Below are 24,284 nucleotides of genomic sequence, written 5' to 3' on the forward strand. Positions count from 1 at the left end.
CCGGCTCTCACTTCCGGGACGATCCGAGGCATCCGGAGGTATCTGCCAGACGAAGGTCCTAGAGGGACGCTGTGATTCCCCACCGCATGGTGAACTCCTCGCCAGGCCCCAACCAGCGAAGGCCGTCGCCGCTATTGAACGCATTGGCCGGGCCGGTCATGGGTTCGATAGCCACTGCTTTGGAGCGGCCAGGGAATGTGTCAGTGACGAAAACGTGGGCGTATTGGCAGTTCTCGTCCTGCTCAAGGCTTACGCTGCGACCATCGGGCGCGGTGAGCGTGTGGCGCGCCGCCCCGCCGTCGAACGCCAGGTCCGTCAACGCAACATCCACCAACAAGGTGCCCACAGCGGCACCGCCGGAGAAGTCATACTCTCCGTCCACAGGAGCGGTGCTCCGTGGGATGAGACGCTCGTCCGCCACCAGTCGGGTGCCTGCATGCACCGTCAGGACCAGGTTCTCGGGGGCAACATCTCCGACGCGCAGGTAAGGGTGCGCGCCCAGGACAAAGGGCGCCGTGGCTTGGGAGTCGTTGATCAGGGTCTGCGCGACCCGGAGGTCCAGGTTCTGGTCGAGCTCATAGCACACCCGATGCCGCAGCAGGAACGGGTAGCCGTGTTGCGGAAAGACCGTGGCTTCGAGCGTCACGGAAAATTCGGATTCGTCCACCAGTGTGTACCCGGTATTGCGCAGCAGGCCGTGGCTGGCGTTGTTGCGTGAGGCTTCGGTGATATCGAGCTGCTGCTTCTTGCCGTCCAGGTACCAGACCCCGTCTTCTATCCGGTTGGCCCACGGCGCCAGGGTGATGCCGGTAGCTCCGGGCGAAATTTCGTCGTCACCGTAACTTTCGGTCAACTGGACTCCATCCCGTGAGTAGAGTCGCAAGCCCGCGGCGAGCTCGGTGACGACGGCGAGCGCATCGTCCCTGCGGAGCTCGAACTGACGACCCGTAGCAAAGCGGCGGGACGCGGATTGGTGGGTGCTGTCGGCAGGCGACGCGGAGGCAGGCATGGCAATACCGTACTGCATGAGTGGTTGGCTCCCCATCCCACAATGTTTGCTTTTGTTAGAAACTATGCGTTTTTGGTCACTTGTGGAATGATGGATGCATGAGCCGCATCACCAGCACCCGCCTCGCAGACAGCCGAGAGCTGATCTACTTCGACGACCCCGGGACTCCTGAACGAGCACCGGACTCGATGGTGGACCACCGCGAGCTTCCCGCCCGCGGTGAGCCCGGCGAGGTCCGCTACGACGCATTGTCGGGTGACTGGGTGGCAGTGGCTGCCCACCGACAGACACGGACCCACCTTCCCCCTGCGGATCAGTGCCCCATCTGCCCCACCACAGCTGCGAACCCCTCCGAAATTCCGGCATCGGATTACGACGTCGTGGTGTTCGAGAACCGCTTCCCCTCCCTCGGCCCGGCGTTGGGCGACATTCCCCCGGTTCCTGCCCCGGGGCACTCCGGCCACAACGTCAAGGGAGCGGCCTACGGCCGCTGCGAGGTGGTTGCCTTCACGCCACAGCACACCGGCTCCTTCGCCGAACTGGGCGAAACGCGTTCCCGCACGGTCATCGAGGCGTGGGCCCAGCGGACCGAGGCGTTGAGTGCCCTGCCGGGCATCAAGCAGGTGTTTCCGTTCGAGAACCGCGGTGCGGACATCGGGGTCACCCTGCACCATCCCCACGGCCAGATCTACGCGTACCCGTATGTAACTCCCCGCGCCGCCCAGCTCGGCGCAGTAGCACGGAAGTACTACGACGACGTCGATGCGAAGGAAACACTCGCCGCCTCACTCCTCAAGGCAGAACGCGAGGACGGCAGCCGCATGGTCCTGGAGGCAAAGCACTTCAGCGCCTATGTCCCCTTCGCGGCCCGCTGGCCCCTGGAAGTCCACCTGGTACCTCATCGCAGCGTGCCTGATCTTGCCGCACTCACGGGCGAAGAGCGCGACGAACTCTCGCACGTCTACTTGGACCTTCTCAAGCGGCTCGACTCGCTGTACCCCACGCCCATGCCGTACATCTCGGCCTGGCACCAGGCCCCGCTGGACCCTGTTCTTCGGACTGCGGGCCAGTTGCACCTGCAACTGACCTCACCTCGCCGCGCTGCCGATAAGCTCAAGTATCTGGCCGGTTCCGAGGCCGCCATGGGAGCGTTCATCAACGACACCACCCCCGAAGCGGTGGCGGAGCGGCTGCGCAGCGTCGCCGCATCACCTTCACACAAGACCCTGGAAGGCACCCGAGCATGACCACCACCACCGAGACCGGCGTCCTCGCCGCCCGCTTCCAGGAAACTTTCGGTGCAGCTGCCGACGGCGTGTGGCAGGCACCGGGACGCGTCAACCTGATCGGCGAGCACACGGACTACAACGAGGGCTTTGTGCTCCCCTTCGCCATCAATAAGACGGCAAAGGTGGCCCTGCGGGTCCGCGACGACTCAAAGTTGCGTATGCTGTCCACCTTTGGCGGGCACGGCGTGGTGGAAGCTGACCTCGCGGACTCGGAACCCGGATCCGGTGAGGGATGGTCCCGCTACCCGCTCGGCGTCGCCTGGGCGCTCAAGGAGCGCGGCATCGAGGTGCCCGGCTTTGACCTCCTGCTTGATTCCGATGTTCCCTCCGGAGCTGGCCTCTCGTCATCACACGCGATTGAGTGCGCCGTCATCTCGGCCCTGAACGAATTGACCGGCGCGGGCCTTGCCGCCGAAGACCTTGTGCTCGCTACCCAGCGCGCCGAGAACGTGTTCGTTGGCGCACCCACCGGAATCATGGACCAGTCAGCGTCCCTGCGTGGCGCCAAAGGACACGCTGTGTTCCTGGACTGCCGTGACCAACATGTGGAGCTGGTCCCGTTTGACGCAGAAGCTTCGGGCCTGGTCCTGTTGGTGATCGACACCAAGGTGTCGCATTCTCATGCCGACGGCGGATATGCCTCGCGTCGTGCGTCCTGCGAGTTGGGTGCGGAGATACTTGGAGTCAAGGCACTGCGCGACGTCGGCGTGGAGCGTTTGGAGGAAGCGTCAGGCCTGCTGGACGAGACCACCCTTCGGCGGGTCCGCCACGTGGTGACGGAAAACGATCGGGTCCTCCAAACGGTGGAAGTCCTGGGCACCCGTGGCCCTGCCGCCATCGGAGCATTGCTGGATGCCAGCCACGTTTCGATGCGGGACGACTTTGAGATCTCCTGCCCGGAACTGGACGTTGCCGTGGATACTTCCCGGGCCAACGGTGCCATCGGCGCCCGCATGACGGGCGGCGGTTTCGGCGGTTCCGCCATCGCCCTGACCCCGGTTGGCCAGGAGCAACAGGTGCGCGACGCCGTCGTCCATTCCTTCGCAGAGGCGGGCTTCGCCGCCCCGGACATCTTCACCGTTACCCCGGCCGCTGGAGCCCTTCGCCTGGCCTGACGCGCCCGGTTCCTCTTGCGGGCGCCCGCAAGAGGAACCGGATGCCGGGCGTAAGCTGGGGCCATGACTGAGGCTGTCATCGTAGCTACTGCAAGAAGCCCTATCGGCCGGGCCTTCAAGGGCTCCCTCAAGGACGAACGTCCGGATGACCTGGCCACCGCCATGGTGCACGCCGCCCTCGCCAAAGTTCCGGGCTTCGATCCCGGAGCGGAGGACGGTCAAGGCTTGGACGACCTCTTGCTGGGCTGCGCTGAGCCCAGTGGTGAGGCCGGATCCAACATGGCGAGGGTGGTGGCTGTCCTTGCCGGGCTGGACCGCGTGCCAGCGGCCACCATCAACCGGTTCTGTGCCTCAAGCCTGCAAACCTTGCGGATGGCCTTCCACGCCATCAAATCCGGGGAAGCCCACGCGATGGTTTCCGCCGGAGTGGAGAGCGTGTCCAGGTATCAGAACTGGGCAGGTGCCGGCGAAACGGACTCCTCCAACCACAACCCCCTCTTCGAGGCGGCAGCCCAGCGCACGGCGTCCCGCGCGGCGTCCAACATCCCTTGGACCGACCCCCGGCTCGGCGGCCGGCTTCCCGACATCTACATCTCCATGGGCCAGACGGCCGAAAACGTTGCCACCAGCTATGGCATCAGTCGGGCCGAACAGGACGAGTGGGGCGTCCTCAGCCAGAATCGTGCCGAAGCAGCCATCGCCTCAGGGTTTTACGCCCGGGACATCACGCCCTACACGCGCAAGGACGGAACCGTCGTGGAGCGGGACGACTCACCCCGCTCAGGTGTGACCCTCGAAGCGGTATCCGCCCTGCAACCCGTCTTCCGTCCTGAGGGGACCGTTACAGCCGGCAACGCATGCCCCCTCAACGATGGCGCCGCCGCGGTAGTGGTCATGAGTGACTCCCGCGCGCGCGAGCTGGGCCTGCAGCCGCTTGCACGGGTGGTTTCAACAGCCGTCAGCGCCCTCTCCCCTGAACTCATGGGCATGGGGCCTGTGGAATCAACGCGGCGGGCTCTCGCACTGGCCGGGCTCACCATCGATGACATCGATCTGGTGGAGCTCAACGAAGCCTTCGCTGTGCAGGTGGTGGCGAGTGCCCGTGAGTTGGGGATCGATCCTGCAAAGCTCAACGTCCATGGCGGGGCCATTGCCTTGGGGCACCCCTTCGGTATGACCGGCGCCCGGATGACAAGTACGCTCCTCAACGGCCTCAAGGAACGAGACGGAACTTTAGGGCTTGCCACCTTGTGTGTAGGTGGCGGGCAGGGCATGGCGGTGGTTTTCGAACGCTTGAGCTAGCGAGCACGCAAGCTGGCTCAACGCAAAAATGCCCCCGAAACTTCTTCGGGGGCATTTCGCGTTGGAGCTGTTGGTAACTAGTCGTCGCCTCGCAGGATCGCCAGGAGGCGGATGATTTCCACGTAGAGCCAAACCAGCGTGACCGTCAGGCCGAAGGCTGCAACCCAGGAGTAACGCTCCGGGGCGCCCGCGCGGACGCCCTCTTCGATGCTGGTGAAGTCCATGATCAGCGAGAACGCTGCCAGGCCGATGGCCAGGATGCCGATGAAGACACCCAGCGGAATGCCTGCAATTTCGAAGCTGGTGCGGAGGCCGAAGGGCTCCTGAACAGCGCCGGTCCACATCATCACCATGTTGATCAGGGCGAAGACTGCGTAGCCGATGGTGGCGATCATGAAGAAGCGCACCATCTTGGGAGTGGCGCGGACCTTGCCGCTCTTGAAGAGCACCAGGGTGACGCCGAAGACTGCCAGCGTTCCGATGACGGCCTGAAGACCGACGCCGGGGTACATGCCGTCCAGGATACGGGTGAGGCCACCGAGGAACAGGCCCTCGAGGCCGGCGTAGGCAAGGATCAGGGCCGGTGAAGGCTGCTTCTTGAACGTGTTGACCAGTGCCAGGACGAATCCGCCCAAGGCACCAACGATCATGAGCATGGTGGAGAGGGCGGGCGCCACGAAGAGCGTGACGCCGGCACCGATGATGAGAACCACGAGGCAGGCGACGGTCTTCATGATGACGTCGTCATAGGTCATGCGCCCGGTGTCGGCCGGGCCTGCAGCGGGCTGGTTGTACATCTGCTGCAGTTGCTCATTGGTCATGTTCTGCTGCTGGGCAGACCATGCTGCATGGCCGTCCATGACCTGGCTCGGTGCACGGCCGGGTGCCTGGTTGAACTGCTGGCCGTACGGGTTCTGCGGTACAGGCGGGGCCTGCTTTGCTCCACGGAAATTCTTTCCGTTGAAGACTGGGTTTCCGCCAAGTGCCATTGCGGGTGTCCTCCTGAAAAAGGGCTAGTGATAGTTCACGGTACCAATTACCACGCGCGCGCGGCAGGGAAAGTTCCCTTGTTCACGGAGACGAAACTCAACCGTGACAAGAAATTGGGAGACTGTCACCCTCAGAACGTTTAGTAGCACCCTTAAACAACAAAGGTTTACTTAAGGACTGCTACATCACTAGTTGCCTATAGCTTCACAGTTGTTATCCGATCGCGATCTTCGCACCCCCGAACTGGGCATTTATTAACTCCACCGGGCGGTAACATAGGCCACACATGGGTGACTTAGATCACAAACGAGGCAGCTAGGCAAGAACTGTTCACAAGCCCCATGACCGTTCGCACCGGCTGCAAAGGCGCAGCCGGGACCACCCCCACTGTGGAGGTTTCCATTTTGAGAAGCACACTGCGCGACCCGTCCATGAGACGGTCCAAAGGACTGCAGAGAGTTGTGGGGGCGCTGTTCGCAGCCCTCATCACCGCTCTGTTGATCGCCGCCCCTTCGGCACAGGCAACCACCCCCTCGCCTTCGCCGTCACCGACGACTTTCCAGAACAACATCAGCGGGTTCCTCCGCGATGATGCCCGGGCTCCCATACCCGGTGTCAAGATCAAAGCCACGGGCAACGGGTTTGAAGGTGAAGCCACCTCCGGAGCCAACGGAGCCTGGACCATCGGCGTTCCCGTCCAAGGCACCTACACCATTGAGCTGGACACCTCCACCTTGCCGGAGGGCATCGCACTGGCCGAGGGCCAGGACAATCCCCGCGATGTCACGTTCAGCCAGACGTCCAACCTGTCGGTGATCTTCGCCTTCGGCGAGGGCATCGTGGTCCAGCAACAGGACTTCGGCCAAAACCTCCTCAACCGCCTCGTGGCGGGACTGAGCTTTGGCCTTCTCCTCGCACTCGCCTCGGTTGGCCTTTCCCTGATCTTCGGAACCACCGGCCTGACCAACTTCGCCCACGGTGAGATGGTGACGCTGGGCGCAGTACTGGTGTTCATGTTCAACGCCTTTGGGCTCCCCTTCTGGCTGGCCATCCTGCTTGCCCTGGTAGGCGGCGGCCTCTTCGGCTACGTCCAGGACGCAGGGCTCTGGCGGCCGTTGAGGAAACGTGGCTCAGGCCTGGTCCCCATGATGATCGTCAGCATCGGTCTCGCGTTGGCCATCCGCTACGTCATCCAGTTCTTCTTCGGCGGTGCAACGCAGCAGCTGCCCGGCGCTCAGAGTGCCGAGATCCAGATCGGCCCTGTTTCGATCTCCCCGAACAACCTGTGGTCCCTGATCATCAGTGCGGTGGTCATCGCCCTGATCGGCATCGTCCTGCTGAAGACCCGCCTCGGCAAGGCAACCCGTGCAGTGGCCGACAACCCCGCACTGGCAGCAGCCTCCGGCATCGATGTCGACTCCGTGATCCGCATTGTGTGGATCGTCGGCGGCGTCCTCGCCTCCCTCGGCGGCATCCTGTGGGCGTACTACCGTCCTGGCGTGACCTTCGACATGGGCTCGCAGATCCTGCTGCTCATCTTCGCCGGTGTGACACTGGGTGGTTTGGGAACCGTCTTCGGCGCCCTGATCGGCTCGATCGTCGTCGGTATCTTCGTGGAACTGACCACAGTGTTCGGCCTCCCCGCCGACCTCAAGTACGTCGGTGCCCTGTTCATCATGATTGTTGTTCTTCTGTTCCGACCGCAGGGTATCCTCGGCCGGCGTGAGCGTGTGGGTTAGGAGCGGGCCATGGACTTCGGATTTATTTTCTCCAGCGCCCTTGGCGAATTGTTCAGCCCGACGACGGCGGCTTACGCACTTGCCGCTTTGGGCCTCGCGGTGCACTTCGGCTACTCAGGCCTGCTGAACTTCGGCCAGGCCGGCTTCATGGCGGTGGGTGCCTACGGTTTCGCAATCTCTACCCTGACTTTCGACGCCCCGTTCTTCCTTGCCCTGATCATCTCTGTTCTGTGCTCGGTGATCTTCGCGTTCATCCTGGGTATTCCTACGCTGCGGCTTCGTGCCGACTACCTGGCTATCGTCACCATCGCCGCCGCCGAAATTGTGCGGTACGTGGTGACCACCAACCAGCTCACCAGCGTCACAGGCTCCGCCAACGGCCTGGCAGCGTTCGAGAACACCTTCTATGCCATGAATCCCTTCCCTGAAGGGTCCTATATGGGCATGAACAACCGCGACTTCTTTATCCGCGTCGTCGGGTGGGGCCTGGTCATCGTGTGCTGCCTCCTGGTGTGGCTCCTGATGCGCAGCCCCTGGGGCCGCGTCTTGAAGGGCATCCGGGAAGACGAGAACGCTGTCCGCTCGCTCGGCAAGAACGTCTACGCCTACAAGATGCAGGCCCTGGTCATTGGCGGCGTGCTCGGCGCGTTGGCGGGCATGATCTTCACACTCCCCCGCGGCGCCGTCCAGCCGTCCAACTACGGCACAGAGCTTACGTTCTTCTTGTGGACCTGCCTCCTGCTCGGCGGCATGGCCACGGTGTTGGGGCCTGTCATTGGGGCCATGATCTTCTGGGTTGTGCTCTCGCTGACCCAGAGCCTGCTCTACGGCCTCATCGAATCAGGGGCAGTCACCTGGCTGACCACCGTCCAGGCCGGCCAGTTGCGCTACATCCTGGTGGGCGTTGCGCTGATGCTCCTGATGATCTTCCGCCCGCAAGGCGTCTTCGGCAATAAGAAGGAGCTTGCTTTCGCATGAGTGAGACCAACGAACGCAATACCGAAAATATCGACTACATGACCGATTCGCGGCCTATCGCCGTCGGGGAAAATACCCCCGGCTGCAAGAAGCGCGATCCCATTGTGGTGGCAGAGGACGTCACCCGTTCCTTTGGCGGCATCAACGCGGTGGACGTGGAATACCTCGAGATTCCCCGCCATAAAATCACCGCCTTGATCGGTCCCAATGGCGCGGGCAAAACAACCCTGTTCAACTTGCTCACGGGCTTTGACACTCCCAACACGGGCAAGTGGCAGTTTGAAGGCAACAGCCTGGCCGGCGTTTCCTCGTACAAGGTGGCCCGCATGGGCATGGTCCGCACCTTCCAGCTGACCAAGGTGATGGGCAAGCTGACCGTGATGGAAAACATGCGCCTCGGTGCTGCGGACCAACCCGGCGAACGGCTGTCCAGGGCCCTGTTCAAAGGCATCTGGGGAGGACGGGAAAAGGAAATCACAGCCCAAGCCAACGTGCTGCTGGAGAAGTTCAAGCTGGATACCAAGAAGGACGACTATGCAGCGTCCCTCTCCGGTGGCCAGCGGAAGCTCCTGGAGATGGCACGCTCCCTGATGGTAAAGCCCAAGCTGGTGATGCTGGATGAGCCCATGGCCGGTGTGAACCCGGCATTGACACAGTCTCTGCTGGACCACATCAAGAACCTCAAAGCGGAGGGCATGACCGTGCTCTTCGTGGAGCACGACATGAACATGGTCCGCCACATTGCCGACTGGGTTGTGGTCATGGCCGAAGGCAAAGTTGTTGCCGAAGGACCTCCGGGCGAAGTCATGAAGAACCCCGCCGTGATCGACGCCTACCTTGGTGCCCACCACGATGTGGACCTTGGCGACGCCGAAGGCATCAAAGTGCTCGAGGCAGAACTTGAAGCCGATGAAGAGTCGGTAGTGGGCACCGAAGATGCCGGCATCCTGTCCGAGATCGAAGAAAGCAAGAAGGAGGACGGGAAATGAGCAGCAGTATCAGCGAAATGCCCGCCTCGGCGGCCGCCCCGGCCGGCGATTCCGTGGTCAAGGTCACCAACCTCGTGGCAGGCTACATTCCTGGCGTCAATATCCTCAATGGCTGCAGCATCGAGGCCCGCAAGGGTGAGCTGATTGGCATTATCGGCCCCAACGGCGCCGGTAAATCCACGCTCCTGAAGGCCATGTTCGGTCTGGTGAAGGTCCACTCCGGCACAGTGGTGGTTCGTGGCCAGGACCTCACGGGGCTAAAGGCCAATAAACTGGTCACCCAGGGCGTGGGCTTCGTTCCGCAGACAAACAACGTCTTCGCCACGCTGACCATAGAAGAGAATCTCCAAATGGGCATGTTCCAGCGGCCCAAGGATTTCTCCGAACGCTTCGACTTTGTTACCAGCCTCTTCCCCGAGTTGGGAAAGCGGCGTGCCCAGCGTGCAGGTTCCCTGTCGGGTGGCGAACGCCAGATGGTGGCCATGGGCAGGGCCCTCATGATGGACCCGGCCGTGCTGCTGCTTGACGAGCCGTCAGCAGGCCTCTCCCCCGTCAAACAGGACGAGACCTTCCTCCGTGTCCACGAGATCAACCGGGCGGGAGTCTCGGTGATCATGGTGGAACAGAACGCCCGCCGTTGCCTGCAGATCTGCGACCGCGGCTATGTCCTGGACCAAGGCAAGGATGCGTACACCGGCACGGGCCGTGAGCTCATGAAGGACCCCAAGGTCATCCAGCTCTACCTGGGTACCTTGGCAGACGAGGTCTAACGAGGGTAACCCGAAGGCCTGGTTCCGGCGTCGCGCCGGAACCAGGCCTTCGGCGTTTCAGTGGCGTCCCTCAAAAGTCGCGCTGCTGCTGCCCGCCGGCACCACCACGTGCACCGCATTTCGCTCAACCGTGAAGTCCGTGGGCGTGCTGGTTGTGATCTCGCCGTCGAGGTTCATCGACAGCAGCGGATTGGTCACCAACCTGACATTCCGGCTGGTGAGGTGGAGCACCCGCTCGTTTTCCACAAACTTGCCATTCTTGAGCGAACGCGCAATCTTTGCCTGCTCCCGCAGCGGCGCCGCCTGGATCGCGTAGATGTCCAGTGTGTGATCATCGATCCCCGCTGTCGGAGAGACCGCGTTGCCGCCTCCGTAGTACCTTCCGTTTCCCACCGCCACCTGCAACAGGTCCTCCAGCTCTACTGGCTCATGGTCCCCGTCCGGGAACTCGAGGCGGGCGTGGAACGGCTTGTGCGTGGCGTAGGAGCGAAGCGTGGCCACACCATATGCCAAGGGCCCGATGAGTCGTTTGAGGCGCGGACTGAGCGCCTGCGTGACTGCCACGGACAGGCCGGCTGAAGCCACGTTGAGGAAGGGTTGGCCGTTCGCCCGCCCGAGATCGATGTCCACTACTTTTCCGTCCGCGAGGGCAGCGCAGGCGCGGCCCAGGTCCCGGGGGATTTCCAGCGTCCTGGCAAGGTCATTCGCGGTGCCCAGCGGAAGAACACCCAGCACGACGTCGGTACCCGCCACGAGTCCTGCTGCAGAGGCAACTGTTCCGTCGCCTCCCCCAACAACCACAAAATCGTGACCTTCGGTCATCGCTTGTTCCAGGGCTCGGCCGAGGTCGCCGCCCCCAGACACTGTATACATCGCGGAGACCGGGAGCTCCGCCTTTGCGAGACTGTCGGCCACCACCTTTTGGGCCGCGGAACCTTTGCGTGAACCGGCGTTGATGACCACAGCGATGGAGCGGGCTTCCCGGGTTAGCTTCATGAGGACATGGTAGGTCTACAGCCTGTGTGAGGGCTTTGTTAACGCCGAACGGGTCCCCTTCCTTGTGAGGATGGGGACCCGCTGCTAACTGCGGTCTAGTTGGCGTTCAGCTTAGAGCTTGCCGAACTCTTCGCGGACCGGCTTGTAGGTGTTGTCGTCCTGGTATTCGTAGATACCGATGTATGCCTCGGTGGGGTCACCGGCATCGGAGAACGTTACCGGACCGGACTGGCCGTCGTAGTCAACGTCCTTGCCCTCGCGGAGCAGGGTGACGCATGACGGGAAGTCGGTGCACTTCTCGCCGCCTTCAGAGACTTCCTTGAGCTTGGCCGCGATGTCCGTGCCCTTGGTGCTCTTGGCTGCCTCGGATGCCAACGCGATCAGGTTCACGGCGTCGTAGGACTCGCCTGCGTAGCTGTAATCCTTCAGGGCGGGATCGATCGCGAGGAGCTTCTGCTTGAAGGCGTCCTTGGCGAACGTACCGGGGATGGTTCCCTGTGCGCCCTTCATGGTGCCGGCCTGGAAGTCCTTGCTGTAGTCCGAGGTGTTGCCGTCCACCATGAACAGCTGCGTGGGCTTGACGCCCTTGCCGGTCATCAGGGGCACGATGCTCTTGGCCTGGTCGAAGGTAATCAATGCGATGGCATCCGGCTTGGCTGCCAGGACCTTGTCCACCTGGCTGCTGAACTGTGAATCACCCTCGTTGAAGAGTTCTTCTGCAACAACCTTGCCGCCGGCTGCCTCGAAAGCTTCCTTAACGTTCTTCTGCAGGCCGGTTCCGTAAGCGTCGTTGAGAACGATCATGCCAACAGTCTGGGCGCCACAGGTAGCCATGTAGTTACCGAGGACCTTGCCCTGCAGGACGTCGGACGGTGCCGTGCGCCAGTAGAGGCCCTTGTCGTCCCACGTGGTGAAGTCAGGTGAGGTGTTCGCCGGGGAGAAGTGGATGACGCCAGCGCCGGTGATCTGGTTGATGACCGTCTTGGAAACGCCGGACGAGGCCGCACCGATTACTGCGCTCACACCCTGGCCCAGCAAGGCTGTGGTGGACTGCGTGGCGATGTCGGTCTTGGTGTCACCGGAGTCGCGGTGGGTTACTTCCACCGGGGCACCCAAAACGCCACCGGCGTCGTTGACTTCCTTGACGCCGAGGTTGACACCGGCAATTTCAGGCGGGCCGAGGAACGCCAGCGACCCCGTTGTCGGCAGGAGCGATCCAAGCTTAAGCGGCGTAGCCGTGGTGGTGGTCGAGGGAGGTACTGGTCCCGTGTTGGTGGCAGCCTGGCTGTTGCCGGCTCCCGCCCCGCCGCTCGGTGCCGGGCAGGCGATACCTGCCGCGGCGGCGGATTGAGACCCAGTCTGGGTAGGTGTCGAAGACCCACCACAAGCTGTGGCCAAGAGAGCGACCCCAATGCCAAGCGCTGTTAGCTTGGCGGCTCGGGGCGCCGCTGGGGAAAGATCAAACATTCGTTGTCTCCTCGATCGAAAGGTGCGAACTGCCTTTGATGCGATTACTCAGGTGTTCCTGATTAAGACTCAAACTAGTGCAATTGCCCCGGGAACATAAGTGATTCAGGTCACATCCCTATAACACTCGTTGCCTGTGGGGAATCTACGAGCTTGCTGGGAAAAGTCACCGAAGAGGAGAACCGTGCACACGAAGGGAGAAAGAGCTCTCACCTTGCGTCTGTGCCCCAGGTGGGACTCGAACCCACAACACGCGGATTTTAAGTCCGCTGCCTCTGCCAATTGGGCTACTGGGGCGCCCGGACCATGGTATCCCAGCTAGAGCCGGTTGAATGGCGCGGCGTAGCGAAAGGTGCCCCGGACGCCGTCGGGCCATCCCGGCAAGGTGAGCAGCTGGAAGTGCTCGCCCCACATCGCCTCAGGCGGCTCAACGCCCATGGAGGTGGCCGGCACATAGCCGAAACGCTGGTAGTAGAGGGGGTTGCCAAGCAATGCGATTCCCGGCTCTCCCAGTGCAGTGGCACGCGCCGCCGTCTCGCGCATCAACGCCGAACCAACCCCGCGCCGCTGGAATTGGGGAAGCACACCGATAGGACCCAACCCCAAGGCAGGCAGCTCTCCCACCCAGCCCCTCGTGCTGATCGCGTGCCCCACGATTTCCCCGCCCATTTCCGCCACGATGCTGAGTTCCGGCACGTACTCGCTGCACTCAAAAAGCTCCCGCAAAAGCCCCACTTCAATCGGCGTGCCCTCAACCGCTTCACCGGTCACCGGGGAGACGGAAAACGCGCGGGCAGTGAGCTCCAGGATCTCGGCCCGGTCCTCGGGCCTCTCGGAGCGCAGGACCACGCCGCGTGCCAGCAGCCGCAACACGTCCATGGCCCGTCCCGCGTCCGCTGAGGGCACCAACAGGTGATCATGATGGAAACCAGCCAGGACGTTGCAACTGATTCCCGCGTGCGTCAGCGCAGCACTGACAGCAGCAGTGAGTCCCACGGCTTCCAAGGCCGAATGGACCTGGAGCGTGATCCATGTGGCCACGAAATCGTAGCTAAGGCCCAAAGAATCGGCTTCGTCGCGGTGAAGGACCACCGTCAGGCCTTCGGCCTCGCGAACGGCCGCTTCGATGCCACCTTCCAAAGGCCGGCCGTGCGGCCACAGGGCGTAAACGTAGTCGCCATCGCGGGCCACGGGATGAAGGGACTCAAGGAGTGTCTTCAGATCGGTTTCGCCGGACATGGGAACAGTCTATGGGCGTGTCCGCCGCAACCATTTAGCGGCCGGCGTTAAACGCCGACGGCGGCCATCCCCCGCAAGGGGACGGCCGCCGTCGTGCGTGTACTACTTTGCGTCAGCAGTTACCGGAGTCTTGACTTCCTCGACCACCGGCTTGGCTTCCACCGGCGCGGGAGCGGCAGCAGGCTTGGGAGCCGGCGTCGCTGCGGCCACGAAGGCACCGCGCGGGTTGTCCAGGTCCATCAGCGGAGTGGTGTCGCGGCCCGCGAAGAAGGCCAGGATCCAGCCGAGGATCACGCGGAACTTGCGCTCCACCGTGGGCATCGCCATGCCGTGGTAACCGCGGTGGGCCAGCCAGGCGAGGCCGCCCTTGAGGCCGATGCGGCCGAGCAGGTTGATGTTTGCAACACCCTTCCACTCGCCGAAGCCGGCTACAGCACCGAGGTTCTTGTGCTTGTAGTCGTGCAGCGGCTTGTCCCAGCGGGAGGCCCAAAGGTTCTTAGCGAGCTTCTTGGCCTGGCGCAGGGCGTGCTGGGCGTTGGGAACACAGGTGCCGTCCGGCAGGCCCTTGCCCGTGAGGTCCGGAACAGCGGCGATGTCGCCGGCTGCCCAGGCGTTCTCCACGATGCCTTCGTCGCCTGCGATGCGCAGGTCAGGCAGCACGCGAACGCGGCCACGTGGTTCCAGCGGGAAGTCCGTGGAGCGGATCATCGGGTTGGCCTGCACGCCGGCAGCCCATACCAGGGTGTCTGCTTCAACTTCGCCGGCGGGGGTCTTGTCCGGGAGGTTGATCAGCTTGAGGTTGCCCTCGGCACTGTCAAGGGACGTGTTCAGGAGTACTTCGATGCCGCGGCTGCGGAGGTGCTCCACAACCCACTCCGCCTGCGAGGCGGTGACCTCGGGCATGATGCGGCCCATGGCTTCAACCAGGATGAAGCGGACTTCTTCCTGGCGGATGCGCGGGTTGTTGCGCACAGCAGCGCGGGCCAGGTCTTCCATTTCGGTGAGGCATTCGATGCCGGCAAAGCCGCCACCGACCACGACGAAGGTCAGTGCCTTGGCGCGCTCTGCGGGGTCAGTCATGGTGGAAGCCGATTCGATGCGCTCCAGCACCTTGTTGCGCAGTGCAACGGCTTCCTCAATGGTCTTCAGGCCGATGCCCTTGTCCGCGAGGCCCTTGATGGGGAACGTGCGGGTGATGGCGCCTGCTGCGATCACAACGTCGAAGTACGGGATCTCGAAGTTTTCGCCGCCATCGGACGGGGCGATCACCGCGGTCCGGTTGGCGTGGTCGATGCTGGTGACGCGGCCCTGGATGAGCTCAGTCTGCTTGAGGTGCTGACGGTGGGAGACGACGGCGTGGCGTGCCTCGATGTTGCCACCGGCCACTTCCGGGAGGAAGGGCTGGTAGGTCATGTACGGCAGTGGATCAACGACGGTGACGATTCCGCCTGCGTTCGCGATCTTCTTCTGCAGTTTGAGTGCTACGTACAGGCCGACGTAGCCGCCGCCGACGACGAGAACCCGGGGACGGTCAATGAGCTCTGGGGTGGTTGCCATGAGTCCAGAGTACAGTACTTTGTGAAAATCTTCACTAACTACTTCCTCGCGGGAGGATCCACCTTCAAAAGCGCGCCCGTCTCGGCCTCTTCGGGCACCGCTGGCGGGTTCTTCAGGACTCTCCGCAACTGGATGGCCGCACCCGCCACGAGGGCGACAAACAGCGCGCCAAAACCCAGCACGACGGCGGCAGGAAGGGCTTCGTCCACGGTGGCAGGCGTCTTTGCAACAGGGACAGTCGGATCGGCAAGCGTCGGAGCGGCGCTGGTAGGGCTCGCCACGGGCGCCTGTGAGGGTTCGCTAAAGACGCCGCGGCGGTGGACGCGGATCCAGTCCGCGATGGAACCCAGCGGGTTGGTGCTGGTGGTTGGAACGTCATTCTTCAGCGCAGCCTCAGCGTCCAGGATGCCGTAGCCATACAGAGGGTCCTTGCCTGGGGCGCCGGCGTCCTTGGCGGTGCTGACGATCCTGTTGATGACCTGGGTAGCGCTCATTTCCGGCCACTTGGAACGGATCAGCGCTGCCACACCTGAAACGATGGGTGCCGCTCCGGACGTTCCTGCCCACTCGGCATACGAACCTCCGGGAATGCCGCCCACCAGTTTCTCCGCCGGGGCCGCTACTCCAATGCTGATGCCTTGGGACGAAGAGTCGACGCTGGCGCGTCCCTCACCATCCAACCCGGCTACCGTGAGGACGCCGGGAATGGTTGCCGGGGCTCCAACCTGGACGTTGCCACCCACGCGGTTTCCCGCAGCGGCAACGATCACCACATCCTTTTGCTCCGCGTACAGAAACGCTGCGTCCCAGCTCTGCGGCCAATCCGGCGAAGTGCTGCCGAGGGAAATGTTGATGACCTTGGCACCGTTGTCCACCGCCCAGCGCACGGCCTCAGGTATTTGTTCCTGGTCGGTCTTGCCGCCCGGGTTGGGCGAACCGAGCCACGTTGAAATGGCGAGTATCTCCGCTTCGGGCGCCACGCCAGTGATCCCGTCCGGTCCCCCGGCGGGCGGGGTGGTTGGTGGCCCTGGAGGTGAGGCCGGCTTCGGAGCTGCCGACGCTGATGCCGATGGCGGCGGGGTGGGCGTGGTGTGGCCGCGCCCGGCGAGCATCGTTGCCACCAGGGTGCCGTGTTCGGTCTTGGCGCCGATGCTCTTCTGTCCATTCGGAGCCCCGGCCCCGGAGACATCCGTCCCACCGACCACGACGCCCTTAAGATCAGGGTGGCTACCGTCAATACCGCTATCGATGATCGCGACCTTGACGCCGGCCCCCTTGGACACCTGCCAGGCGTTGGTGACACCGGATTCCTTGAGCCAGTATTGCTTGTCACGCCACGCATCGGCGTTGGCTGCCGGAGCAGACAACAGCGCACCTGCAAGCGCCGCGCCGGCCAATACGGTGGCAAGCGCAGCGGACAGGATGCGTCGAAGCCGCAACGTCATTCGCCGTCCCGGATACTCAGGGCGATACCGTCAAGAATGTCGTGTTCGCTGGAAACAGCCGCGCGAATGGTCCCGTTGCTGACCGCTGCCATCCGGATCAGAATGCGGCGCCATACCAAGGCTCCCGCTCCGATCACGTCTACGCGTCCCGGGTGCATGTAGGGAAGGGCAGCACGTTCATCGCGCGTCATTTCCAGCAGGCTGGTACAAGCGTCGGTAATGGTTTCGAGGTCCAGCGAGGCGCCGTGGATTCGGCCCGGTTCATATTCGCTCAGTCCCAACGCGTGCGCGGTAATGGTGGTGATGGAACCAGCGACGCCAACCACCGCTGCGGCGCGGTCGAGCGGCACCGTCTCAGCGGCAAGATCAAGTGCGGAATCGACGTCGGCCTCTGCTGCGCTGATTTGCGCAGCAGTGGGCGGATCGCTGCGAAGGTGACGTTCAGTCAGCCGCACGCAGCCAATGTCCACCGAGCGCGCTGCGATAACGCCGTTGGAGTCGCCCAGCACGAATTCGGTACTTCCCCCGCCCAGGTCCACCACCAGGATCGCGTCCTCCCCCGTGGCCGGCAGGACGCTGCTGGCTCCGGCGAAGGACAGCGCAGCCTCCTCGTCACCGGAAATGACCTCTGGCTGCACGCCCAGGAGATCCCGGATGCCGTCCACAAAGACTTGGCGGTTACTGGCATCACGAGTTGCCGACGTAGCGGCGAACCGGACTCGTTCGGCACCGTGTTCGTTGATGAGGCGCGCATAGTCCCGTGCAGCAGCAAACGTGCGCTCCAAGGCCTCCGGAGCCAGCTCTCCCGTGGCATCGACGCCCTGGCCCAGCCGCACCACGCGCATTTCACGCACGACGTCGGTCAGCGGACCCTGTGCATCCGGTAGTCCATGTGAGACATCAGCGATAAGCAGCCGGATGGAGTTGGTACCGCAGTCAATGGCAGCCACGCGGCTCATGCGGTGCCCTCCTGCTCGTCAAGGGTTTCACTCTTGGACTTCCGCACCGGGGCGGGACGCCCCACGATGTCCGGCAAGCCTTGCGGACCATGGCGGCTCAAGTCCCGCGAAGGAGCCTCGCCGGCTGTGTCCCAGGCGCCGTCGCAATAGCAACGGTCCTTGGTCCACCACTCCGTAATGGCATCCAGTGCCTCGTCCCCCAGCGGATTGACGCCCGGCCCAGCAGCCAAAGAATGCCCCACCAGGACATGGAGGCACTTCACGCGGGTGGGCATACCGCCCGCAGAGATACCGTCGATCTCGGGCACTGCCCCGGTGCCGGAGCGATCAGCGATCTGGTTGCGGGCCTGAAGGTAGGCATCGTGGGCGCCATGGTAGGCGCCGGCCAGCTCCTGGTCGGCGGTCAGTCGCTCATTCATCTCGTTCATGAGCCCGCCCGCTTCAAGGCGCGACACCGCGGAAGTGATGACCGGGTGGGTCAGGTAGAACGTGGTGGGAAACGGAGTTCCGTTGCTGAGCCGGGGAGCTGTCGCCGCCACCAAGGGGTTGCCGCAGACGCACCTCGCAGGGATCTCGACAACATCCCTGACCGGCCTGCCCAGCTGTCGGCTGAGGACCTCAAGATCGTGTGCTGATGGCTGGCGGGATTCCTGCGGCACGGCTGCCGTGTTCTCTTCCACTTGCGCTGCCAACCTTCCTGCCCCTTTTGTCACGTCCCATGCGGACACGACGGCGGCGGGCACCGCGTCTAGTCAGTTGCCGATCGTCTGATTGACTCCCAAAGAGCATCCACCCAGGGCAGATTCTCCGGGTTGGCCGACGATCCGGAGCCGGTGCGGCCACCCGGTGTGCCGGCGGCTTCTTCTCCCCCAAACACCCAGTAACCTGTTTCACCCGGCATAACCATGTTAATGCGGTCGCGGGCCTGCTGTTTCACGTAGTTGGGGTCCTGCCACCGGGAGAGCTGTTTGTTCAGCTCGGTTTGTTCCGCTTTCCTGCTCGCAATTTCTGCTTCCAGAGCGGAAATTTCGGCGCGTTTCTCCAGGAAAATCTTCACAGTTGGGGCCAACAGGATGGTGATGGCAATCATCACCACAGCAAGTGCGAGCATCCTGCCGGAGAACGCCTTCGCCGGTACGGGATCCAGCTCCCGGTCATCCCTCGCCCCGGGCCACGGTTTTTCCTTGGCCTTGTCCGCAGCCTTCGGTGAAGTGCCTGCCGGCTTGCTGTCGCTGCTCTTCTTGGCGTCGGTGGGCGCCTTGCTGTTGGCCGGAGCTTTGGGCCCCGCGGCCGGGGCAGTCTTTGATGAAGCCCGCGGCCCGCCGAACTCGGCCGTGATGACGTCAGCGCCCTCAGAACCTGCGACGTCGGAGCCCTTGCCGGCAGCACCGCCTGCGCTGGCCGGACGGGCACCACTTGACGGACGACCAAGGGCGTCGGCCCTGGGTACCTTTGGACGACGGGTGGCCATGACACTCCTGTAATGCCCGGTGCTTGCCTGGCGGGTTGCTGCGCTTGCTGTTGCTGACCTGGCCCGTGGTGAACAGAACCGGAGTTAAACAGAACCGGCGGCCATGGTCTTTCCACCATAGCCACCGGTTACGTGTTTTCGCTGAAGGCTAGCCCTTGAAACGCGGGAACGCGCTGCGGCCGGCGTAGCGTGCGGCGTCGTCGAGTTCTTCTTCGATGCGCAGCAGCTGGTTGTACTTGGCAACGCGCTCGGAGCGGGCCGGGGCACCGGTCTTGATCTGGCCCGCGTTGGTGGCAACAGCGATGTCAGCAATGGTGGTGTCCTCGGTTTCACCGGAGCGGTGCGAGGTGATGGTGGTGTAACCGGAGCGCTGAGCCAGGGAAACGGCGTCGAGCGTCTCGGTCAGGGAACCGATCTGGTTGACCTTGACCAGCAGGGAGTTGGCCGTGGCCGTCTCGATGCCCTGCTGCAGGCGGACCGGGTTGGTGACGAAGAGATCGTCGCCAACAAGCTGGACCTTGTCACCAATGGTGTCGGTGAGGGTCTTCCAGCCTTCCCAGTCGTTCTCGTCCAGCGGGTCTTCGATGGAAACCAGCGGGTAGTCGGCAACGAGCTCAGCGTAGTAGGCGCTCATCTCGGTGGCAGAAAGTGCCTTGCCTTCGAACTGGTAAGCACCTTCCTTGTAGAACTCGGAAGATGCAACGTCCAAGGCAAGGGCAATGTCCGTGCCCGGGGTGTAGCCGGCGTTCTTGATGGCTTCCTGGATCAGGTCCAGCGCAGCGCGGTTGGACGGCAGGTTGGGGGCGAAGCCACCCTCGTCGCCGAGGCCGGTGGAGAGGCCCTTTTCCTGCAGGACAGCCTTGAGGTTGTGGTAGACCTCAACACCCCAGCGCAGGCCTTCGGAGAAGGTCTCGGCGCCGATCGGGGCGATCATGAATTCCTGGATGTCCACATCGGAGTCGGCGTGCGAGCCACCGTTGAGGATGTTCATCAGCGGAACGGGAAGGACGTGGGCGTTCGGGCCGCCCAGGTACTTGTACAGCGGCAGGTCTGCAGAAGCCGCGGCAGCGTTGGCAACGGCGAGGGAAACGCCGAGGATGGCGTTGGCGCCGAGCTTGCCCTTGTTGGGCGTGCCGTCCAGGTCGATCATGGCCTGGTCGATGCTGCGCTGGTCAGTGGCGTCGAAGCCAATCAGGGCCGGGGAGATCTCGTCGATGACGGCGTCAACGGCCTTCTGGACACCCTTGCCGAGGTAACGGCCCTTGTCGCCGTCGCGAAGCTCAACGGCTTCGTGCTCGCCGGTGGAGGCACCGGAGGGAACTGCTGCGCGGCCGATCTGGCCGTCGGAGAGCAGGACCTCAACTTCTACGGTCGGGTTTCCGCGGGAATCAAGGATCTCGCGTGCGTGGATGGCATCGATAAGCGCCATGGATGTGCTCCTTATGGGCGAATTACAGGAATGTAGAGGGAAATTCTCAACGTCCTCGTCGCTACTAGCGTAGTCGAGAGTGGCTTACGTTACGGCACGGCTTCCAACGGCTCACGTCATGAAGGCTGCGCCTGGTTGTTCTGAAACGATCGAACTGCGGCACGGAGGGCCCGTTCGGCGTCGAGTCCTTGCTCCCGGGCACCCGCCACGACGGCGAGCAGCAGCTCCCCCAGCGCCTCTTCCGAGGCCGGGATGACAGGAAGTCCGACGGCGGCCAGCCGGCTTTGGGTGTCAACGGACATGCCGGCGCGGACTGCCCGGTCGAAGGACTTCTGCGCACCTGCCAAGGCAGGCAGGTGGGGCGGAATCCCCTCAAAGGGATCCTTCCGCTCCGGCTTCTCGGCCCGCTTGGCAGCATCCCACTTGACGATGATTTCCTGGACACTGGACGGAAAACTGTCCTGCAGTGAACCGTCCGCCTTGAACACGTGCCGGTTGCGTCGGATCATCTTGGCGTTAATACCTCGGGCTACCGCAGCGAAATCAAAACTGCCGCGCTCCTCGGCGAGCCGGGCATGGAGCACTACCTGAAGCAGCACATCGCCCAGCTCGCCGCGGAGCTCTTCATCAACAGCACCGGCTTCGATCGAATCAACCACTTCATAGGCTTCCTCGATCAGGTACTCCACCAGGGATTCGTGGGTCAGGGCGCCCATCCACGGGCAGTGCTCGCGGAGGGCGGCTATTGTCCGGATGAGCTCCGGCAAGCCGCTTGAGCCGTTATCAGCCGAGGTTGGCGTAGGCATCGTTGATGTACTCAACCAAGGCTTCACGCTCGTCCAGCGGCAGGAACGCTGCCTCGGCCGCGTTGAGCGTCAGCTCGAGCAGATCATCGAGGTCGTAGTCGAAGGTCTCCACCAGGAGTTCGAACTCGTCGGTAAGCGTCACGCCGCTCATGAGGCGGTTGTCGGTGTTGATGGTGACGTTGAAGCCGAGCTGGAAGAGCATGTCCACCGGGTGGCTTTCGATGCCATCGCCAAAGCCGGAAATCGCACCGGTCTGAAGGTTGGAGGAAGGGCAGATTTCAAGGGCGATTCCGCGGTCCCGAACCCATGCTGCCACGCTGCCGATGGTCACCATGCCGATGGTGTCCTCGCCGTCGTCGTCGGAGTTGTCCTCAAACTCCACCGAGATGTCCTCGGCGATCCGCACGCCGTGGCCAAGGCGCAAGGCACGGCCGTCCACCAACGCGGATTGGATGCTCTCCAGGCCTGCCGCCTCGCCGGCGTGGACCGTCGCCGGGAAGTTGTTCTCGGCGAGGTAGGTGAAGGCGTCCTTAAAGCGGGACGGGAGGAAGCCGTCTTCAGCACCGGCAATGTCGAAGCCGACGGCACCGTTGGCGCGGTGGCGGACAGCGAGCTCCGCAATTTCCTGACCTCGGTCAGCATGGCGCATGGCAGTAATAAGCTGCCCAACCTGAATTTGCTGACCGCGTTCTTCGGCGGAATCCATGCCGGCTTCGAGGCCGGTCTGGACTGCTTCCACAACCTCGTCCAGGGTCAGGCCCTGCTGCAAGTGCTGTTCAGGAGCCCAGCGGACTTCGCCGTACACGACGCCGTCCTCGGCCAGGTCCTCCACGAATTCCTTGGCGACCCGGAACAGGCCCTCCTTGGTCTGCATGACGGCCACGGTGTGGTCAAACGTTTCGAGGTAGCGGACCAGCGAACCGGAGTCAGCGGATTCACGGAACCATTCACCCAGCGCCACCGGATCGGTGGAGGGCAGGGTGTGGCCGGCGGCCTCAGCCAGCTCGATGATGGTGGCCGGGCGGAGTCCTCCGTCCAGATGATCGTGGAGGGAAACCTTGGGAAGGCTCTTCAGATCGAAGTCAAGGGCAGGGGCAGCGTCAAGAATGGGCTCAGTCACGTACTAAGACTAGTCCCCACCGCAGCCCCCGGCAGGTCATTAACCGGCAGGATTGGAGAGGTCGGCCCCGGCAACTGCTTTTTGCGACAGATTCGACGACTCCGCTGCGGGTGCAGCATTGCTTGCGGCGGCTTCACGCGCCAGGTCCTTCTTCTCAAGGTACTTGTGCCACCAGCGCAGTGCGTGGTCCACCACGATGCCGAGGACCACGGCGAAGGCCACAGCAATTCCGACGCCGAGGAGCGGGTTGTGGTGCACCCACTGACCTGCGAGCAAGCCAATACCGATCGAGTAGCCCACCCACGTGATGCAGGCGAAGGCGTCCAGCCAGAAGAAGGTGCGGTGGCGGAATCCCGTCTGCCCGGCGACGTAGTTCACCGCTACGCGACCCCACGGAATGTACCGGGCCGTGAAAATCAGGACCGCACCGCGCTTGTCCAGCTCGTACTGCGCCCACGCAAACATTTTCTGGACCTTTGGACGCCGCATCCATTTCCAACGGGTAAGGCCGATCTTGCGTCCCAACATGTAAGCCATGTTGTCGCCCGCCATGGCACCTACCAAGGCAGTTGCACCCAGAATCCAAAGGTTGGGTTCTCCGCTGTGAAGGGACAGCGCCGAGAGGCCCACAATGGCTGTTTCACTGGGGAGAATGGTGGCGAATCCGTCAATGAAGAAGAAGACAAGAAGTACCGGGTATATCCAGGGCTGCCCGGCTGCATGCTCGAGCATTTGATTCAAAAACTCCACGCGGGGGTAGCTCCTAGACGAATGTGACTTGACGATGTGACGGAAGTCGCTCTAGTGTCCCACGGCCGGGACGTCGTTCGCTACGTCCCAGCCTTGGGATCACGCGTTTAACGCTATCGGTTTGACGATGCCGGAGTCGTCAACCGCCGGGCTGATCTTCCGGGGCACAAATCGTCATACCGTGGGTGGAGCCGGGGCGTCTTCCTCAGGAATGTTCTTGCCATCCAAGGGCACTGATCCCCGGACTTTGCTGATGATGCGATCGATGATGATGCCGAGGATCACGGCCACCACGATCGCTATGACGGCGCCCAGCAGGTGGTTGTCCTCGAACCAGACACCGAAGAAGTACCCGAGGATCACCGAATATGTCGCCCACAGGACGGCCGACATGGCGGTAAGGGCCACAAATTTACGGTGGTGGAAGTGCGTCGCGCCGGCCGTCAGGTTGACCGCGACTCTGCCAATGGGGATGAACCGGGCAACCATGATGAGCGAGGCTGACCGACGTCGAAGTTCCTTGCCCGCCCAACGAAAGGCGCCTTGCATCCGCTGGGTGCGCATCCAGCGCCAGCGTTGGATACCGATGCGGTGTCCAATGATGTAGGCGATGTTATCCCCGGAGAACGCGCCGATGGCTGCCATCAAGCCCAGCAGCCAAACGTTGGGTGAGCCGCTGCTGCCGGAAACTGCACTCAGGCCCACCACCACGGATTCGCTGGGGATGGGCGGGAAGAAGCCATCAATCACGCAGCAGGCCAGCACCAGGACCAACACCCACGGCTGTTCCGCCGCGGCGAGGATGAAATCATTGATGCCCTGCACGGTTTCCTTACGATAGCCGGCTCCCCACAGGCGCCGGAT

At 63.1% G+C, this 24,284-nt stretch carries 22 protein-coding genes and 1 tRNA gene; 7 read left to right on the plus strand and 16 right to left on the minus strand.

The genetic code is table 11. The features are described 5' to 3' along the window. Positions 1–58: 58 nt before the first annotated feature. Complete coding sequence (locus tag A477_RS0109105) at positions 59–1,027, minus strand: aldose 1-epimerase family protein (RefSeq protein WP_017198698.1); 969 nt, start codon at positions 1,025–1,027, stop codon at positions 59–61. An 80-nt stretch (positions 1,028–1,107) separates the two neighbouring features. Between A477_RS0109105 and galT the strand changes: the two genes are divergently transcribed. The 3 genes from galT to A477_RS0109120 all read left to right on the plus strand — a co-directional run bounded on the left by galT (position 1,108) and on the right by A477_RS0109120 (position 4,715). Further along, the gene (gene galT / locus A477_RS0109110) at positions 1,108–2,256 is read left to right on the plus strand and encodes a galactose-1-phosphate uridylyltransferase (RefSeq protein WP_017198699.1); all 1,149 of its coding nucleotides are present in this window, start codon (positions 1,108–1,110) and stop codon (positions 2,254–2,256) included. After that, the gene (gene galK, locus A477_RS0109115; protein WP_017198700.1) at positions 2,253–3,413 is read left to right on the plus strand and encodes a galactokinase; all 1,161 of its coding nucleotides are present in this window, start codon (positions 2,253–2,255) and stop codon (positions 3,411–3,413) included. The genes galT and galK overlap by 4 nt, the downstream gene beginning before the upstream one ends. Positions 3,414–3,476: 63 nt before the next feature. After that, positions 3,477–4,715: an acetyl-CoA C-acetyltransferase gene (locus tag A477_RS0109120; protein WP_017198701.1), complete on the plus strand. Its 1,239-nt coding sequence runs from the start codon at positions 3,477–3,479 to the stop codon at positions 4,713–4,715. 77 nt (positions 4,716–4,792) lie between these two features. Here A477_RS0109120 and A477_RS0109125 read toward each other — a convergent pair whose 3' ends face one another. Beyond that, a complete protein-coding gene (locus A477_RS0109125) occupies positions 4,793–5,704 on the minus strand; it encodes a Bax inhibitor-1/YccA family protein (protein WP_017198702.1) in 912 nt (303 codons plus the stop codon). A 342-nt stretch (positions 5,705–6,046) separates the two neighbouring features. On the opposite strand from A477_RS0109125, the gene A477_RS0109130 reads away from it, so the two are divergent. Genes A477_RS0109130 through A477_RS0109145 form a run of 4 tightly spaced genes read left to right on the plus strand, consistent with a single transcriptional unit; the run spans position 6,047 to position 10,181 of the window. Continuing rightward, positions 6,047–7,444 carry a branched-chain amino acid ABC transporter permease gene (locus A477_RS0109130; RefSeq protein ID WP_017198703.1) on the plus strand — a complete coding sequence of 466 codons (1,398 nt, stop codon included), beginning with the start codon at positions 6,047–6,049 and terminating at the stop codon, positions 7,442–7,444. A 9-nt stretch (positions 7,445–7,453) separates the two neighbouring features. Beyond that, positions 7,454–8,422, plus strand: a complete 969-nt coding sequence (locus A477_RS0109135; RefSeq protein WP_017198704.1) for a branched-chain amino acid ABC transporter permease — start codon at positions 7,454–7,456, stop codon at positions 8,420–8,422. Next, on the plus strand, positions 8,419–9,411 hold the full coding sequence (locus A477_RS0109140; protein ID WP_017198705.1) for an ABC transporter ATP-binding protein: 993 nt from the start codon (positions 8,419–8,421) through the stop codon (positions 9,409–9,411). The genes A477_RS0109135 and A477_RS0109140 overlap by 4 nt, the downstream gene beginning before the upstream one ends. After that, a complete protein-coding gene (locus A477_RS0109145) occupies positions 9,408–10,181 on the plus strand; it encodes an ABC transporter ATP-binding protein (protein WP_017198706.1) in 774 nt (257 codons plus the stop codon). The genes A477_RS0109140 and A477_RS0109145 overlap by 4 nt, the downstream gene beginning before the upstream one ends. Before the next feature lie 57 nt (positions 10,182–10,238). On the opposite strand, the gene A477_RS0109150 is transcribed toward A477_RS0109145, so the two are convergent. From A477_RS0109150 to A477_RS0109215, 14 genes are all read right to left on the minus strand, one after another. Continuing rightward, positions 10,239–11,177: a lipid kinase gene (locus A477_RS0109150; RefSeq protein ID WP_017198707.1), complete on the minus strand. Its 939-nt coding sequence runs from the start codon at positions 11,175–11,177 to the stop codon at positions 10,239–10,241. 111 nt (positions 11,178–11,288) lie between these two features. Next, on the minus strand, positions 11,289–12,644 hold the full coding sequence (locus A477_RS0109155) for an ABC transporter substrate-binding protein (RefSeq protein ID WP_017198708.1): 1,356 nt from the start codon (positions 12,642–12,644) through the stop codon (positions 11,289–11,291). A 223-nt stretch (positions 12,645–12,867) separates the two neighbouring features. Next, positions 12,868–12,941, minus strand: a tRNA-Leu gene (locus tag A477_RS0109160). A 21-nt stretch (positions 12,942–12,962) separates the two neighbouring features. Continuing rightward, entirely contained in the window at positions 12,963–13,883 is a 921-nt protein-coding gene (locus A477_RS0109165) for an N-acetyltransferase (protein WP_017198709.1), read from the minus strand. A 102-nt stretch (positions 13,884–13,985) separates the two neighbouring features. Continuing rightward, entirely contained in the window at positions 13,986–15,440 is a 1,455-nt protein-coding gene (locus A477_RS0109170; protein WP_017198710.1) for an NAD(P)/FAD-dependent oxidoreductase, read from the minus strand. A 38-nt stretch (positions 15,441–15,478) separates the two neighbouring features. Next, entirely contained in the window at positions 15,479–16,885 is a 1,407-nt protein-coding gene (locus A477_RS0109175; protein ID WP_017198711.1) for a S8 family serine peptidase, read from the minus strand. Further along, the gene (locus tag A477_RS0109180) at positions 16,882–17,844 is read right to left on the minus strand and encodes a Ppx/GppA phosphatase family protein (RefSeq protein WP_017198712.1); all 963 of its coding nucleotides are present in this window, start codon (positions 17,842–17,844) and stop codon (positions 16,882–16,884) included. Before A477_RS0109180 ends, A477_RS0109175 begins: the two co-directional genes overlap by 4 nt. Beyond that, positions 17,841–18,524, minus strand: a complete 684-nt coding sequence (locus A477_RS0109185) for a DUF501 domain-containing protein (protein WP_192811996.1) — start codon at positions 18,522–18,524, stop codon at positions 17,841–17,843. Before A477_RS0109185 ends, A477_RS0109180 begins: the two co-directional genes overlap by 4 nt. A 68-nt stretch (positions 18,525–18,592) precedes the next feature. Further along, a complete protein-coding gene (locus tag A477_RS0109190; RefSeq protein ID WP_017198714.1) occupies positions 18,593–19,315 on the minus strand; it encodes an FtsB family cell division protein in 723 nt (240 codons plus the stop codon). 148 nt (positions 19,316–19,463) lie between these two features. Beyond that, entirely contained in the window at positions 19,464–20,744 is a 1,281-nt protein-coding gene (gene eno, locus A477_RS0109195; RefSeq protein WP_011773994.1) for a phosphopyruvate hydratase, read from the minus strand. A 116-nt stretch (positions 20,745–20,860) separates the two neighbouring features. Then, positions 20,861–21,550 (minus strand): MazG nucleotide pyrophosphohydrolase domain-containing protein, encoded by a 690-nt coding sequence (locus A477_RS0109200; protein WP_017198715.1) that lies wholly within the window; start codon positions 21,548–21,550, stop codon positions 20,861–20,863. Next, the gene (locus A477_RS0109205) at positions 21,528–22,670 is read right to left on the minus strand and encodes an adenosine deaminase (protein ID WP_017198716.1); all 1,143 of its coding nucleotides are present in this window, start codon (positions 22,668–22,670) and stop codon (positions 21,528–21,530) included. Before A477_RS0109205 ends, A477_RS0109200 begins: the two co-directional genes overlap by 23 nt. A 39-nt stretch (positions 22,671–22,709) precedes the next feature. Then, complete coding sequence (locus tag A477_RS0109210; RefSeq protein ID WP_017198717.1) at positions 22,710–23,402, minus strand: VTT domain-containing protein; 693 nt, start codon at positions 23,400–23,402, stop codon at positions 22,710–22,712. 192 nt (positions 23,403–23,594) lie between these two features. After that, positions 23,595–24,245 carry a DedA family protein gene (locus A477_RS0109215; protein ID WP_017198718.1) on the minus strand — a complete coding sequence of 217 codons (651 nt, stop codon included), beginning with the start codon at positions 24,243–24,245 and terminating at the stop codon, positions 23,595–23,597. Positions 24,246–24,284: the final 39 nt, after the last annotated feature.

Origin of the sequence: Arthrobacter sp. M2012083 (assembly GCF_000281065.1) — a bacterium.
Classification (GTDB): Bacteria; Actinomycetota; Actinomycetes; order Actinomycetales; family Micrococcaceae; genus Arthrobacter.